13 protein-coding genes are annotated in these 15,092 nt (G+C 60.6%); 11 read left to right on the forward strand and 2 right to left on the reverse strand.

Annotated features, from left to right (window positions below):
* Positions 1 to 156: 156 nt before the first annotated feature.
* From ICA16_RS16760 to ICA16_RS16775, 4 genes are all read left to right on the forward strand, one after another.
* Entirely contained in the window at positions 157 to 519 is a 363-nt protein-coding gene (locus tag ICA16_RS16760; RefSeq protein WP_042557868.1) for an ArsC family reductase, read from the forward strand.
* A 31-nt stretch (positions 520 to 550) separates the two neighbouring features.
* Entirely contained in the window at positions 551 to 1,585 is a 1,035-nt protein-coding gene (dapD, locus tag ICA16_RS16765) for a 2,3,4,5-tetrahydropyridine-2,6-dicarboxylate N-succinyltransferase (protein WP_116028740.1), read from the forward strand.
* A 132-nt stretch (positions 1,586 to 1,717) separates the two neighbouring features.
* Complete coding sequence (locus ICA16_RS16770; RefSeq protein ID WP_210701073.1) at positions 1,718 to 2,923, forward strand: aminotransferase class V-fold PLP-dependent enzyme; 1,206 nt, start codon at positions 1,718 to 1,720, stop codon at positions 2,921 to 2,923.
* The gene (locus ICA16_RS16775) at positions 2,920 to 3,324 is read left to right on the forward strand and encodes a SufE family protein (protein ID WP_210701074.1); all 405 of its coding nucleotides are present in this window, start codon (positions 2,920 to 2,922) and stop codon (positions 3,322 to 3,324) included. Before ICA16_RS16770 ends, ICA16_RS16775 begins: the two co-directional genes overlap by 4 nt.
* Positions 3,325 to 3,472: 148 nt before the next feature.
* Here the strand turns inward: ICA16_RS16775 and tcdA are convergent, their stop codons facing one another.
* Positions 3,473 to 4,294 (reverse strand): tRNA cyclic N6-threonylcarbamoyladenosine(37) synthase TcdA, encoded by an 822-nt coding sequence (gene tcdA / locus ICA16_RS16780; RefSeq protein ID WP_150604718.1) that lies wholly within the window; start codon positions 4,292 to 4,294, stop codon positions 3,473 to 3,475.
* Positions 4,295 to 4,508: 214 nt separating this feature from the next.
* On the opposite strand from tcdA, the gene ICA16_RS16785 reads away from it, so the two are divergent.
* The 4 genes from ICA16_RS16785 (at position 4,509) to ICA16_RS16800 (ending at position 9,715) form a co-directional block, all read left to right on the forward strand.
* Positions 4,509 to 7,097 carry a glycosyltransferase gene (locus ICA16_RS16785; RefSeq protein ID WP_210553896.1) on the forward strand — a complete coding sequence of 863 codons (2,589 nt, stop codon included), beginning with the start codon at positions 4,509 to 4,511 and terminating at the stop codon, positions 7,095 to 7,097.
* Between the two features lie 204 nt (positions 7,098 to 7,301).
* Positions 7,302 to 8,453, forward strand: coding sequence for a succinyl-diaminopimelate desuccinylase (dapE, locus tag ICA16_RS16790; RefSeq protein ID WP_150618113.1), 1,152 nt, complete (start codon positions 7,302 to 7,304; stop codon positions 8,451 to 8,453).
* Positions 8,453 to 9,262, forward strand: coding sequence for a putative RNA methyltransferase (locus tag ICA16_RS16795; RefSeq protein ID WP_210701075.1), 810 nt, complete (start codon positions 8,453 to 8,455; stop codon positions 9,260 to 9,262). The genes dapE and ICA16_RS16795 overlap by 1 nt, the downstream gene beginning before the upstream one ends.
* Before the next feature lie 75 nt (positions 9,263 to 9,337).
* Positions 9,338 to 9,715: a hypothetical protein gene (locus ICA16_RS16800; RefSeq protein ID WP_150604722.1), complete on the forward strand. Its 378-nt coding sequence runs from the start codon at positions 9,338 to 9,340 to the stop codon at positions 9,713 to 9,715.
* 94 nt (positions 9,716 to 9,809) lie between these two features.
* Here the strand turns inward: ICA16_RS16800 and ICA16_RS16805 are convergent, their stop codons facing one another.
* Positions 9,810 to 10,019, reverse strand: a complete 210-nt coding sequence (locus tag ICA16_RS16805; RefSeq protein ID WP_042557861.1) for a cold-shock protein — start codon at positions 10,017 to 10,019, stop codon at positions 9,810 to 9,812.
* 238 nt (positions 10,020 to 10,257) lie between these two features.
* Between ICA16_RS16805 and plsB the strand changes: the two genes are divergently transcribed.
* The 3 genes from plsB (at position 10,258) to ICA16_RS16820 (ending at position 13,984) form a co-directional block, all read left to right on the forward strand.
* On the forward strand, positions 10,258 to 12,759 hold the full coding sequence (gene plsB / locus ICA16_RS16810; RefSeq protein ID WP_210701076.1) for a glycerol-3-phosphate 1-O-acyltransferase PlsB: 2,502 nt from the start codon (positions 10,258 to 10,260) through the stop codon (positions 12,757 to 12,759).
* Between the two features lie 115 nt (positions 12,760 to 12,874).
* Positions 12,875 to 13,273, forward strand: a complete 399-nt coding sequence (locus tag ICA16_RS16815; RefSeq protein ID WP_150618116.1) for a YbaY family lipoprotein — start codon at positions 12,875 to 12,877, stop codon at positions 13,271 to 13,273.
* 21 nt (positions 13,274 to 13,294) lie between these two features.
* Positions 13,295 to 13,984 carry a DUF4197 domain-containing protein gene (locus ICA16_RS16820; RefSeq protein ID WP_150618117.1) on the forward strand — a complete coding sequence of 230 codons (690 nt, stop codon included), beginning with the start codon at positions 13,295 to 13,297 and terminating at the stop codon, positions 13,982 to 13,984.
* The last annotated feature ends 1,108 nt before the right edge of the window (positions 13,985 to 15,092 follow it).

Genomic DNA, 15,092 nt, shown 5'->3' on the forward strand with positions numbered 1-15,092 from the left:
ATGTTTAAAAACAGAATCAAAAGATCGCAGCCTCGTTTCACTCGACAGCTCCTACAGGGTTTTGTGGTGGCAGATAAACCTCGGCGCCGCGAAACCGTTTGGTCATGGCATAATCCGACACCGTTTTTTTCCAGCACCTGTAAAGGGGGCAATTCCTTGACCGTTTCAAGTAAAACGTTGCACCTTTTCGGCATCAAAGCCTGCGACACCATGAAAAAGGCGCGCACCTGGCTTGATGAACACGCTGTCGCCTATGACTTTCACGATTACAAGACCGCCGGTATCGACCGCGAACACCTGACCCAATGGTGTGACGAGCACGGCTGGCAAACGGTGTTGAACCGCGCAGGCACGACCTTTCGCAAACTCGACGACGAACGTAAAGCCGATCTCGACCAAGCAAAAGCCATCGAACTGATGCTCGCCCAACCCTCGATGATCAAGCGCCCGGTGCTCGATCTCGGTGACCGAACCCTGATTGGCTTCAAGCCAGATATCTACGCGGCCGCTCTGAAGTAAGCAGCCCGTCACTCTTTGTAGAGGTATTCACATGTCCAACTCTCTGTTCAGCATCGCCTTCGGTGTCGGCACGCAAAACCGCCAGGGCGCCTGGCTCGAAGTGTTTTACGCGCAGCCACTGCTTAATCCTTCGGCCGAACTGGTCGCTGCTGTTGCACCGATCCTCGGTTACACCGAAGGCAATCAGGCCATCACCTTCACCACCGCACAGGCTGCGCAACTGGCTGAAGCGGTCAAAGGCATCGACGCCGTTCAGGGCAAACTGCTGACCCGTCTGGCCGAGAGCCACAAGCCGCTGGTCGCCACTTTGCTGGCCGAAGACGCGCAACTGACTTCCACGCCTGAGGCGTACCTGAAGCTGCACCTGTTGTCCCACCGTCTGGTCAAGCCGCACGGCGTGAGCCTGGCCGGGATCTTCCCGCTGCTGCCGAACGTAGCGTGGACCAGCCAAGGCGCTGTCGACCTGAGCGAACTGGCCGAAATGCAACTTGAGGCGCGTCTGCGTGGCGAGTTGCTGGAAGTGTTCTCGGTGGACAAGTTCCCGAAAATGACCGACTACGTCGTACCGGCCGGCGTGCGTATCGCTGACGCCGCGCGTCTGCGTCTGGGCGCTTACGTGGGCGAAGGCACCACCGTGATGCACGAAGGTTTCATCAACTTCAACGCCGGCACCGAAGGCCCGGGCATGATCGAAGGCCGCGTGTCGGCTGGCGTCTTCGTCGGCAAGGGTTCGGACCTGGGCGGCGGTTGCTCGACCATGGGCACCCTGTCGGGCGGCGGCAACATCGTGATCAAGGTTGGCGAAGGCTGCCTGATCGGCGCCAACGCCGGTATCGGTATTCCGTTGGGCGACCGCAACACCGTCGAGTCGGGCCTGTACGTGACCGCCGGCACCAAAGTCGCGCTGCTGGACGAGCACAACAACCTGGTCAAGGTTGTGAAAGCACGCGAACTGGCCGGCCAGACCGACCTGCTGTTCCGTCGCAATTCGGAAACCGGTGCCGTGGAATGCAAAACCCACAAATCGGCGATCGAGCTGAACGAAGCGCTGCACGCTCACAACTAAGCGTCAGACGATCCATTGTAGGAGTGAGCCTGCTCGCGATGCTTTTAGCGCCCTCACAGACGCCATCGCGAGCAGGCTCACTCCTACAGGGTCTGGCGTACATCCCGCCCCTCTTCACCAGGGCTAAAAACTGTGATGATTGCCTCCCCCTGGCGTGCCGATTTTCCGGCCATCGCCGCTCTGCAACGGCAAGACCAGACCTATCTGGACAACGCCGCCACCACGCAAAAACCTCAAGCCCTGCTCGACGCGCTGACGCATTACTACGCCAACGGCGCGGCCAATGTGCACCGTGCACAACACTTGCCCGGCGCTCATGCCACGCAGGCATTTGAAGACAGTCGACTGAAAGTTGCGCAATGGCTGAATGCCGGTGACAGCGGGCAGATCATCTTTACCCACGGCGCCACCAGCGCGCTGAATCTCCTGGCTTATGGCCTGGAACATCTTTTCCAGCCGGGCGATGAAATTGTCATCAGCGCCCTGGAGCATCACGCCAACCTGCTGCCGTGGCAGCAACTGGCACAACGTCGTCAACTGAAACTGGTGATCCTGCCACTGGATGTCGACGGTTTGATCGACCTCGCCGCCGCTGTGCAGCTGATCGGCCCGCGCACGCGCCTGCTGGCGGTCAGTCAGTTGTCCAACGTGCTCGGCTCCTGGCAACCATTGCCGGCGCTGCTGGGCATGGCCAAGGCGCACAACGCGCTGACCGTGGTCGATGGCGCACAAGGTGTGGTTCACGGTCGGCATGACGTGCAGGCACTGGGTTGCGACTTTTATGTGTTTTCCAGCCACAAGCTGTACGGCCCCGATGGCCTCGGCGTGCTATTTGGGCGCAACACTGCGCTTGAACAGCTGAAACCGTGGCAGTTCGGTGGCGAAATGGTCCTGGAAGCCAACTATCACGACGCACGTTTCCGCCCTGCTCCACTGGGTTTCGAGGCGGGCACGCCGCCGATTGCCAGCGTGATCGGCCTCGGCGCGACCCTCGACTATCTGGCAGGTCTTGATCAGGACGCGGTGTCGGCGCACGAAGCGGCATTGCATGACTACCTGTTGCGTGGCCTCGCGGCACGTAACGGCATTCGCCTGCTGGGCAAACCGCAACTGGCGCTGGCGAGTTTTGTCGTTGAAGGCGTACACAACGCCGATTTGGCGCATTTGCTGACCGAGCAAGGCATTGCCGTGCGCGCCGGGCACCATTGCGCGATGCCGTTACTGAAAAGCTTTGAGCTGGCCGGGGCGATTCGGGTGTCGCTGGCGCTGTACAACGATTCGGAGGATCTGGAACGGTTCTTTGAAGCGCTGGATCAGGCGCTGGAGTTATTGCGATGAGCTTGCCGGTCGAGGCTGCCGAGGCGCTGCAAACCTTTCAGAATGCGGCAGGTTGGGAACAGCGGGCGCGGTTGTTGATGCAGTTTGGGGATCGTCTGCCACCGTTGAATGACGCAGACAAGTGCGACGCCAACCGCGTGCATGGCTGTGAAAGCCAGATGTGGCTGGTCGGCGCGTTACAGGATGGCCACTGGCAGTTCGCCGCGAGTAGCGATGCGCGGATGATTCGTGGGTTGGTGGCGTTGCTGCTGTTGCGGGTCAATGGCCTGACCGCTAATGAGTTGCAGCAAGTGGATTTGCCGGACTGGTTCAGTCAGTTGGGGCTGTCGCGGCAATTATCACCTTCGCGCAGCAATGGCCTGAATGCTGTGCTTCAGCGGATGAATGAGCTCGCAGGTTAATCCTGAAATGGAATTCCCCTGTGGCGAGGGGATTTATCCCCGATGGGTCGCAAAGCGGCCCCAGTTTTTCATAGTCACACCGCATCCATAGGCTTTGGGGCGGCTTCGCCCCCATCGGGGATAAATCCCCTCGCCACAAAAACTGCTTTCACTGCACTTCAGGTTTGACCCGCTCCGCCGGGCGCCGAACACCCGCCACAATCTTGTCCACAGCCTTGGTCGCCGCAACCATGCCGAACGTCGCCGTGACCATCATCACCGCGCCAAACCCGCCCGCGCAGTCCAGCTTTACGCCGTCGCCGACAAAACTCTTCTGCAAACAAATGCTGCCATCCGGTTTCGGATAGCGCAGTTGCTCGGTGGAGAACACGCACGGCACGCTGTAATGGCGGGTCACGGTGCGCGAGAAGCCGTAATCGCGGCGCAATGTCGAGCGCACTTTCGAGGCCAGCGGATCGTTGAACGTGCGGTTGAGATCGCAGACCTGAATCAGCGTCGGATCAATCTGCCCACCCGCGCCACCGGTGGTGATGATCTGAATCTTGCGGCGCTTGCACCAGGCGATCAGCGCAGCTTTGGCGTTGACCGCGTCGATGCAGTCGATCACGCAGTCGATATTCGGCGTGATGTATTCGGCCATGGTCTCGCGGGTGACGAAATCCGCCACGGCGTGCACCGTGCAGTCCGGGTTGATCCCGCGCAGACGCTCGGCCATCACCTCGACCTTGGGTTTGCCGACGGTGCTGTCCAGCGCGTGCAACTGGCGGTTGGCGTTGCTGACACAGACGTCGTCGAGGTCGAACAGCGAAATCTCGCCGACGCCACAGCGCGCAATGGCTTCCGCCGCCCAGGAACCGACGCCACCGACGCCGACGATCGCCACATGGGCCGCGCGCAAGCGCTCCATGCCTTCGATGCCATACAAACGGGCGATGCCTGCAAACCGCGGATCTTCTGTACTCATGACCATTACCCCAAAAACCGGCGCGCATTATAGGGCTACGCAGCGACAAGTTTTAACCTTCGATCTACAAGTGTAAGAACTTAAGTCAAAGAGGCTTGCCCAATGTGAGCCATTTCCCTGTCTGATGTACGACCGGCGAACTGTCGGTGTAGGATGCGCGCCCCTGTGGGGTACAGCCTACCGATCCTTCGTTCCACAGCCTTTGGAACCCGAAACAGCTATGTCATCGCGTAAATTTGGTCTCAACCTGGTGGTGGTTCTGGCAATCGCCGCCCTGTTCACTGGTTTCTGGGCGCTGATCAATCGCCCGGTCTCCGCGCCCAATTGGCCGGAACAGATCTCCGGTTTCTCTTATTCGCCGTTCCAGCAGGGACAGTACCCACAGAAGGACCAGTATCCGTCTGACGACGAGATGCGCCGCGACCTCGAGATCATGAGCAAGTTGACGGATAACATCCGTATCTACTCGGTCGACGGTTCCCTGCAAGACATTCCGAAACTGGCTGAAGAGTTCGGTCTGCGCGTGACCCTGGGGATCTGGATCAGCCCCGATCAGGAGCGTAACGAGCGCGAAATCACTCGCGCCATCGAACTGGCCAATACGTCGCGCAGTGTGGTTCGCGTGGTGGTCGGTAACGAGGCGATCTTCCGTAAGGAAATCACCGCTGAACAACTCAGCGTACTGCTCGACCGGGTTCGTGCTGCGGTGAAAGTACCCGTCACCACGTCCGAACAGTGGCACGTCTGGGAAGAACACCCGGAACTGGCCAAGCACGTTGATCTGATCGCCGCTCACGTTCTGCCGTACTGGGAATTCATCCCGGTCGACAAGGCCGGCCAGTTCGTCTTCGACCGCGCCCGCGACCTGAAAAAGATGTTTCCGAAAAAACCGCTGCTGCTGTCTGAAATCGGCTGGCCGAGCAACGGTCGCATGCGCGGCGGCGCTGATGCGTCGCCGGCGGATCAGGCGATCTACCTGCGTACGCTGGTGAACAAACTCAACCGTCAGGGCTTCAACTACTTCGTGATCGAAGCGTTCGACCAGCCGTGGAAGGCCAGCGACGAAGGTTCTGTCGGCGCCTACTGGGGCGTGTTCAACGCCGCGCGTCAGCAGAAATTCAATTTCGAAGGCCCGGTGGTCGCGATCCCGCAATGGCGCGTGCTGGCAGTCGGTTCGGTGGTGCTGGCGCTGTTGTCGCTGACGTTGCTGATGATCGACGGCTCGGCGCTGCGTCAGCGCGGACGCGTGTTCCTGACCTTTATCGCCTTCCTTTGCGGGTCGGTGCTGGTGTGGATCGGTTACGACTACAGCCTGCAATACAGCACGTGGTTCAGTCTGACGGTGGGTTTCCTGCTGGCGCTCGGTGCGTTCGGGGTGTTCATCGTGTTACTCACCGAGGCCCATGAACTGGCCGAAGCGGTGTGGATTCACAAACGTCGACGCGAATTCCTGCCGGTGGTGGGTGATTCGGACTACCGCCCGAAAGTGTCGATCCATGTGCCGTGCTACAACGAGCCGCCGGAGATGGTCAAACAGACCCTCGACGCCTTGGCCGCCCTCGATTACCCGGACTATGAAGTCCTGATCATCGACAACAACACCAAGGACCCGGCGGTGTGGGAGCCGGTGCGCGACTACTGCGAAACCCTCGGCCCGCGCTTCAAGTTCTTCCACGTTTCGCCATTGGCCGGCTTCAAGGGCGGCGCGCTGAATTACCTGCTTCCGCACACCGCCAAGGATGCCGAAGTGATCGCGGTCATCGACTCGGACTACTGCGTGTCGCCGAACTGGCTCAAGCACATGGTGCCGCACTTCGCCGACCCGAAAATCGCCGTGGTGCAGTCGCCGCAGGATTACCGCGACCAGAACGAAAGCACCTTCAAAAAGCTCTGCTACGCCGAATACAAAGGATTCTTCCATATCGGCATGGTCACCCGTAACGACCGCGACGCGATCATCCAGCACGGCACCATGACCATGACTCGCCGTTCGGTTCTGGAAGAATTGGGCTGGGCTGACTGGTGTATCTGCGAGGATGCCGAACTCGGTCTGCGTGTATTCGAAAAAGGCCTGTCGGCGGCGTATTACCACGACAGCTACGGCAAGGGCCTGATGCCGGATACGTTTATCGACTTCAAGAAGCAGCGCTTCCGCTGGGCCTACGGTGCGATTCAGATCATCAAGCGTCACACCGGCAGCCTGCTGCGCGGCAAGGACACCGAATTGACTCGCGGCCAGCGTTACCACTTCCTCGCGGGCTGGTTGCCGTGGGTCGCGGACGGCATGAACATCTTCTTCACCGTCGGCGCGCTGTTGTGGTCGGCGGCGATGATCATCGTGCCGCAGCGGGTCGATCCGCCGCTGCTGATTTTCGCGATCCCGCCGTTGGCGCTGTTCGTGTTCAAGGTCGGCAAGATCATCTTCCTGTACCGTCGCGCCGTTGGCGTGAACCTGAAAGATGCGTTCTGCGCGGCACTGGCCGGGCTGGCGTTGTCGCACACCATCGCCAAAGCGGTGCTGTACGGTTTCTTCACCAGCAGCATTCCGTTCTTCCGCACGCCGAAAAACGCTGACAACCACGGTTTCTGGGTGGCGATCTCCGAAGCGCGCGAAGAGCTGTTCATCATGCTGCTGTTGTGGGGCGCAGCGCTGGGGATCTATCTGGTCAACGGCATGCCGAGCAACGACATGCGCTTCTGGGTGGTCATGTTGCTGGTGCAGTCGCTGCCGTATCTGGCGGCGTTGATCATGGCGTTCCTGTCGTCGCTGCCAAAACCTGCGGCGGCGCCTGAGCCGGCAACCGCGTAATCGGTTATTGGATAACGTCAAACGGCGGCCTTCGGGTCGCCGTTTTGCTTTAGAATGGTCGCCTTTTTCAATGCCAACAAACCCTGTAGGAGCTGCCGCAGGCTGCGATCTTTTGATTTTGTTTTTTAAATCAACAGCAAGATCAACAGATCGCAGCCTGCGGCAGCGTCTACAGGTTTACCGTGCGCACCCCGGAGTTATTACATGACGGCCCACGCCGACCTTTCGCCGACCCTTCAACTCGCCATCGACCTGATCCGCCGTCCGTCCGTGACGCCGGTCGACGCCGATTGCCAGAAGCAGATGATGCAGCGCCTGGGCGATGCCGGTTTCAAACTGGAGCCGATGCGCATCGAAGATGTGGATAACTTCTGGGCTACCCACGGCGACAACGATGGCCCGGTGCTGTGTTTCGCCGGTCACACCGACGTGGTACCGACCGGCCCGGTGACTGCCTGGCAGATCGACCCGTTCAACGCGCTGATCGATGAACACGGCATGCTCTGCGGCCGTGGCGCGGCGGACATGAAAGGCAGCCTGGCGTCGATGACCGTCGCCGCCGAGCGCTTTGTGACCGACTTCCCGAACCACAAAGGCAAGGTCGCGTTCCTGATCACCAGCGACGAAGAAGGCCCGGCGCACCACGGCACCAAGGCTGTGGTTGAGCGTTTGGCCGCGCGTAACGAGCGTCTGGACTGGTGCATCGTCGGCGAACCGTCGAGCACCACCCTGGTCGGCGACGTGGTGAAAAACGGCCGTCGCGGCTCGCTGGGCGCCAAGCTCACCGTCAAAGGCATTCAGGGCCACGTGGCCTATCCGCATCTGGCCAAGAACCCGATCCACCTCGCCGCGCCTGCGCTGTCCGAGCTGGCCGCCGAGCACTGGGATCACGGCAACGATTTCTTCCCGCCGACCAGTTTCCAGATTTCCAACGTCAATTCCGGCACCGGCGCGACCAACGTGATCCCGGGCGATCTGGTGGCAGTGTTCAACTTCCGTTTCTCCACCGAGTCGACCGTCGAAGGCCTGCAGAAACGCGTTGCCGACATCCTCGACAAGCATGACCTGGACTGGCACATCGACTGGGCGCTGTCCGGCCTGCCGTTCCTCACCGAGCCGGGCGCGCTGCTCGACGCGGTGTCGGCGAGCATCAAGGACATCACCGGCCGCGAGACCAAGGCGTCGACCAGCGGCGGCACTTCCGACGGTCGTTTCATCGCGACCATGGGCACGCAAGTGGTTGAACTGGGCCCGGTCAACGCGACCATTCACCAGGTCAACGAGCGCGTGCTGGCGGCCGATCTCGATGTACTGACCGAGATTTACTACCAGACCATGATCAAGTTGCTCGCCTGATGCTCGCGTGCCCGATCTGCAGTGAGCCGCTGAATGCGGTGGACAACGGCGTGGCCTGCCCCGCCGGGCATCGTTTTGACCGTGCGCGGCAGGGTTACCTGAACCTGCTGCCGGTGCAGCACAAAAACAGCCGCGATCCTGGCGACAATCAGGCGATGGTCGAGGCCCGCCGTGATTTCTTGAACGCCGGCCATTACGCGCCGGTGGCCAGGCGTCTGGCCGAGCTGGCGGCGAGTTACGCGCCGGCACGCTGGGTCGACATTGGTTGTGGTGAGGGTTACTACACCGCGCAGATCGCCGATGCCCTGCCGGATGCCGATGGCTACGCACTGGATATCTCGCGGGAAGCCGTCAAACGCGCCTGCAAACGCAATCCGCAACTGACCTGGTTGATCGCCAGCATGGCCCGCGTGCCATTGGCGTCGGGCAGCTGCCAGTTTCTCGCCAGCGTCTTCAGTCCATTGGATTGGGAAGAGGCCAAACGCCTGCTGAGCGTCGGCGGCGGATTGATGAAAGTCGGCCCGACCAGCGGCCATTTGATGGAACTGCGCGAAAGCCTGTACGACGAAGTGCGCGAATACACCGACGACAAGCATCTGGCCCTGGTGCCGCAAGGCATGGCGCTGGCGCACAGTGAAACCCTGGAATTCAAGCTGACGCTGGACAAGCCGCAGGATCGCGCCAACCTCCTGGCGATGACACCCCACGGCTGGCGCGCCAGTGCCGAGCGTCGCGCGGCAGTGATCGAGCAGGCCGAGCCGTTCGAGACCACCGTGTCGATGCGCTACGATTATTTCGTTCTTCAATAACTATTGGTCTCGGGCAAATGCCCGGGGCCGGCTAAATCCGCGAATGGATTTTTCAGACCCGCAGTGAGGACATCCATGCGCCAACCGGATATCGAGATTTACCTGAAAGACGCCGACGTCGACCACAAGGCCATCGCCGCCTGGCTCGGCGCCGCGCTGGGCCCGTGCAGCGACTGGGTACAGAAAGGCCAGACCTACAAGTGCAAGGCCGGCAACGTCCCGGTCACCTGGCTGCCGAAAGCCGTGGGCAAATGGAACAGCCTGTACCTGGAAAGCGACCAGACCCCATGGGACGACGACATCGCCTGCGCCCGCGCAGCCTTTGCCGCGCTGAACGTCGAAGTGCGTTGCGCGCCGGGCACGTGGGTCGAGGAAGAAGGTGAGGAGACGGCGGATCGCTGGATGCGCATCAGCGAAGACGGTGAAGAAGAGATCACCTGGAAAACCGCTTAACCAGCAAAAGATCGCAGCCTTCGGCAGCTCCTACAGTTTGGAATGCATTCCCCTGTAGGAGCTGCCGAAGGCTGCGATCTTTTGATCTTCAAGGTTACAGACCTACCACATCCTCAGCCTGCAAACCCTTCTCCCCCGTCACCACCGCGTACTCGACCTGCTGACCTTCCGCCAGCGAGCGGTGTCCTTCGCCGCGAATTGCGCGGTAGTGCACGAATACGTCCACCCCGTCGTCGCGCTGAATGAAGCCGTAGCCTTTGGCGTCGTTGAACCACTTCACGTTGCCGGTTTCACGTGTTGCCATCTGTTCATACTCCTTTTTTATTATTGGACAGGCTTTTCGCAGGAAAGCCTTTGAGGAACGTCAGCCCGCGTCCGACGACCATTAAAGGCCTCCGACGACAGACCGCCGAGTATATGACAGGCGCGAAAACTCTCAACAGGAGATTACTTCGCCGCTTTTTTGCCGATTTTCAGCGAATCCGGCACACTAGCGTCCACCCGAGCAGCCGCTCGGTTTTATCCACTCACGCAGAAGCCGTATGACCCGTTCCCCGTTCCGCCGTCTTGTGTTTGGCACCTTGCGCCGACTGTTGTATCTCTGGGTTCGCTCGGAGACCATCAACCAGTCGTCGTTCACCCTCAACCTCGACCGCAGTCGTCCGGTGTTCTACGTCCTGCAAAATCCTTCGCTGACCGATCTGGCCGTGCTCGACACCGAGTGCACCAAGGCCGGCCTGCCACGGCCGGTGCTGCCGGTGTCGGTGGGTAATCTGCTGGAGCCGGCCGCGTTCTTCTACCTGACGCCGGACCCGGACTGGCTCGGCCGCCAGGACAAACGCGGCGCGCCGCCGACGCTGACGCGACTCGTCAGCGCGCTGAGCCAGAACGCCGCCGAAGACGCGCAGATCATTCCGGTCAGCGTGTTCTGGGGCCAGTCGCCGGACAGCGAATCGAGCCCGTGGAAACTGCTGTTTGCCGACAGTTGGGCAGTCACAGGGCGCTTGCGTCGCCTGCTGAGCATCATGATTCTCGGGCGCAAGACCCGCGTGCAATTCTCCGCGCCGATCCACCTGCGCGAACTGATCGATCACAACAAGGGCCACGAGCGCACTGTGCGCATGGCCCAGCGAATCCTGCGCGTGCACTTCCGCAATCTAAAAGCGGCGGTCATCGGCCCGGACATTTCCCACCGCCGTAACCTCGTCAAAGGCCTGCTCAACCAGCCATTGGTCAAGCAAGCGATCCTCGACGAAGCCGAACGCGAAAACATCTCGCCGGAAAAAGCCAAGGCCCAGGCCCTGCGCTATGGCAACGAGATCGCCTCGGACTACACCTACACCGCGATCCGCTTTCTCGAAGTGGTGCTGAGCTGGTTCTGGAACAAAATCTACGACGGCATCAAGGTCAACCACATCGAAGGCGTGCAGAAAGTCGCGCAGGGTCACGAAGTGATCTACGTGCCGTGCCACCGCAGCCACATCGACTACTTGCTGTTGTCGTACTTGCTGTTCCGCAACGGCCTGACCCCGCCGCACATCGCCGCCGGGATCAACCTGAACATGCCGGTGATCGGCAGCCTGCTGCGTCGTGGCGGCGCGTTCTTCATGCGCCGCACATTCAAGGGCAATCCGCTGTACACCTCGGTGTTCAACGAATACCTGCACACGCTGTTCACCAAGGGTTTCCCGGTCGAGTACTTCGTCGAGGGCGGCCGCTCGCGCACGGGGCGCATGCTGCAACCGAAAACCGGGATGCTCGCGATCACGATGCGCAGTTTCCTGCGCTCATCGCGCATGCCAATTGTGTTCGTGCCGGTGTACATCGGTTACGAGCGGGTGCTGGAAGGTCGCACCTACCTCGGTGAACTGCGCGGCGCGAGCAAGAAGAAAGAGTCGATCTTCGACATCTTCAAAGTCATCGGCGCACTCAAGCAGCGCTTCGGTCAGGTCGCGGTCAACTTCGGCGAGCCGATCAAACTGGCGGAATTCCTCGACAGCGAGCAGCCGGACTGGCGCCAGCAGGAACTCGGCCCGCAATTCAAACCGGCGTGGCTCAACGAAACCACCAATCGCCTAGGCGAGAAAGTCGCGCAGCATCTGAACGAAGCGGCGGCGATCAACCCGGTGAACCTGGTGGCGCTCGCCCTTCTGTCGACCACACGCCTGGCGCTGGACGATCGGGCCATGGCGCGCGTGCTGGATCTGTATCTGGCGCTGCTGCGCAAGGTTCCCTACTCGCCGCACACCACGTTGCCCGAAGGCGATGGCCGCGCGCTGATCGAGCATGTGAAGGACATGGACCTGCTGTCCGAGCAGAACGATGCGCTGGGCAAGATTCTCTATCTCGACGAGCAAAATGCCGTCCTGATGACCTATTACCGCAACAACGTGCTGCACATCTTCGCGCTGCCGTCGCTGCTGGCGAGCTTCTTCCAGAGCACCTCGCGCATGAGCCGCGAACAGATCCTGCGCTACACCCGTGCCCTGTATCCGTACCTGCAATCGGAGTTGTTCATCCGCTGGACGCTGGACGAACTCGACGCCGTGGTCGATCAGTGGCTGGAAGCGTTTGTCGAGCAAGGTCTGCTGCGCTTCGAGAAAGAGGTGTACATGCGCCCGGCGCCAAGTTCGCGGCACTTTGTGTTGCTGACCCTGCTGTCGAAAAGCATCGCGCAGACCTTGCAGCGCTTCTACATGACCGTGTCGCTGCTGCTCAACGCCGGGCAGAACACCATCAGCGCCGAAGAACTGGAAGACCTGTGCACCGTCATGGCCCAGCGCCTGTCGATCCTGCACGGCCTCAACGCCCCGGAATTCTTCGACAAAAGCCTGTTCCGCCATTTCATCCAGACCCTGCTCGACCTCGACGTTTTGCGTCGCGACGACGCTGGCAAACTGAGCTACCACGAACTGCTCGGCGAACTGGCCGAAGGCGCGGCCAAACGCGTGTTGCCGGCGGAGATTCGCTTGTCGATCCGTCAGGTGGCGCTGCATCGCAGTGAAGATGCGGCCGACCAGACCACCACTCAGCCCGAAGCCTGATGAAAGCCTGTAGGAGTGAGCCTGCTCGCGAAGGCGTCGTGTCAGTCGCCGTCACTGTCGTCTGACACACCGCTATCGCGAGCAGGCTCGCTCCTACAATTGAAAGGAGAACACCATGAAAAAACTGACCATTCTCGCAGCCGCCACGCTGCTCAGCGCCTGCCAATCGACCACGCCCGCCGGCAAGGCCAGCCTCGACGGTGAGGTGTTCTACCTGCAACGCATCGCCCTGCCACCGAGCGCGACCCTGAGCGTGAGCCTGCAAGACGTGTCGCTGGCCGACGCCCCGGCCGTGGTGCTCGATGAACAGAAAGGCCTGGTCAAGGGTCAGGTGCCTCTGCCTTTTCACTTGACCTACGATCCGGCGCAAGTCAAACCCGGCCACCGCTATTCGGTCAGCGCACGCATCGAGGTCAACGGTGAACTGATGTTCATCACCACCGAAAACCACGCCGTGCAACTCGACGGCAACGATCCGCAGCCGCTGAAAATCCGCGTCGACGCCATTCGCTAATTGCCTACCAAGGAAGCTGCCATGTTCCGCCCTACCCTTCGCTTCGCCGGCCTGTGCGCGGGCCTGATGATCTCCGCCAACGTACTGGCGCTGTCGCTCGCCGACCTGTCGCAGCAAGACGCCACCGGCGGCCTCAAGGACGCCCTGACCCAAGGCGCGCAACTGGCCGTCAAACAACTCGGTACCCCGGGCGGTTTCTCCAACAACCCTGACGTGAAAATCGAACTACCGGGCAAACTCGGCAAAGCCGCCAGCAAGATGAAAGCCTTCGGCATGGGCGCCCAGGTCGAAGAGCTGGAAACCGCCATGAACAAAGCCGCGGAAACTGCCGTAACCCAGGCCCAGCCGATCCTCGTCGACGCCGTGAAGAAAATGAGCGTCTCCGACGCCAAAGGCATCCTCAGCGGCGGCACCGACTCGGCCACCCAATACCTGGACAAATCCAGCCGCGAACAGATCCGCGCCAAATTCCTGCCCATCGTCAAACAAGCCACCGACAAAGTTGGCGTGGCACAGAAATACAACGCCTTCGCCGGCCAGGCCGCGACTTTCGGCGTTGTCGACGCGAAAAGTGCCAACGTCGAAAACTACGTCACCGAGCAAGCGCTCAACGGCTTGTTCGAAATGATCGGCAAGCAGGAAGAAACTATTCGCAAGAACCCGGCTGCTGCGGCGACGGGGCTGGCGAAGAAGGTGTTCGGGACGCTCTAAACTCCCCTCCCAACAAAAAGCCCGCTGACCTTCACAGGTCCAGCGGGCTTTTTTATGGTTGATATCGCACCCATGTAGGAGCTGCCGAAGGCTGCGATCTTTTGATCTGGGTTTTAACTTTCAGAAACTCAAAGTCAAAAGATCGCAGCCTTCGGCAGCTCCTACAGAGGAGTCAATACATCCGCGATAGTTTGGTTACCTGGCAAACCGCCACTGCGAGGATGCCAACGCTCGAAGTCCTCGGTATGCAGATAACAACGCCCATCCTTCACCGGCGTATTTCGCAATAACAGACTGATCGCAATGTAGCGAACGCTGCGAAACCGCCTTCGCGAGCAGGCTCGCTCCCACAGTGGATTGAGTACATCACGTGGAGATTGAGCGGCTGGCGGACGCCATCGCTGGCAAGCCAGCTCCCACAATTTCGGCGCGTGCACTCAGGCAGAGATTGGGTGGCTGTGAGGGTGTCATCGCGAGCAGGCTCACTCCTACAGTTGGATCGCGTACGTCTGAAAGAAACACGTCCGCAGTCAGGCCGCCTTCGCGAGCAGGCTCACTCCTACAGTTGGATCGCGTACGTCTGAAAGAAACACGTCGGCAGGCAGGCCGCCTTCGCGAGCAGGCTCACTCCTACAGTTGGATCGCGTACGTCTGAAAGAAACACGTCCGCAGTCTGGCCGCCTTCGCGAGCAGGCTCACTCCCACAGGAAAGCAAAAGCAAAAAAGCACCCGCTTCGCTTCTCACCACTCAACAGGATGAGCGTTAGCTCGGCTGCGGCTTTTGATCTGCTGGCCCCTTCGGCAGGCTGAGTGGAGGGATTGATCCGGGGGGTGGGCGCGTAGCGCCGTTCGACGAAGTCGAATACATCGAAAGGAGGTGCAGCGAAGCAAACCGGAAGCGATGCCCCCGGATCAATTCCGGAGCGAAGGAACCCCGAGCCCCAGCGAGCGGGCCGAACGCCGGGGCCCAGACCTTTGGTTCCTTTGGGGCGTTTGCCAAAGGGACTCGCTGTAAGAGCGAAACCGCCAGCGGCAACACCCGCAGAAACGGATATTCACCCAAAACCCCCAGAGCATGGTCGGCCCAAAGGCCGCCAAGCCCCAAGAA

The sequence above is a fragment of the Pseudomonas anatoliensis genome (assembly GCF_017976235.1).
GTDB lineage: Bacteria > Pseudomonadota > Gammaproteobacteria > Pseudomonadales > Pseudomonadaceae > Aquipseudomonas > Aquipseudomonas anatoliensis.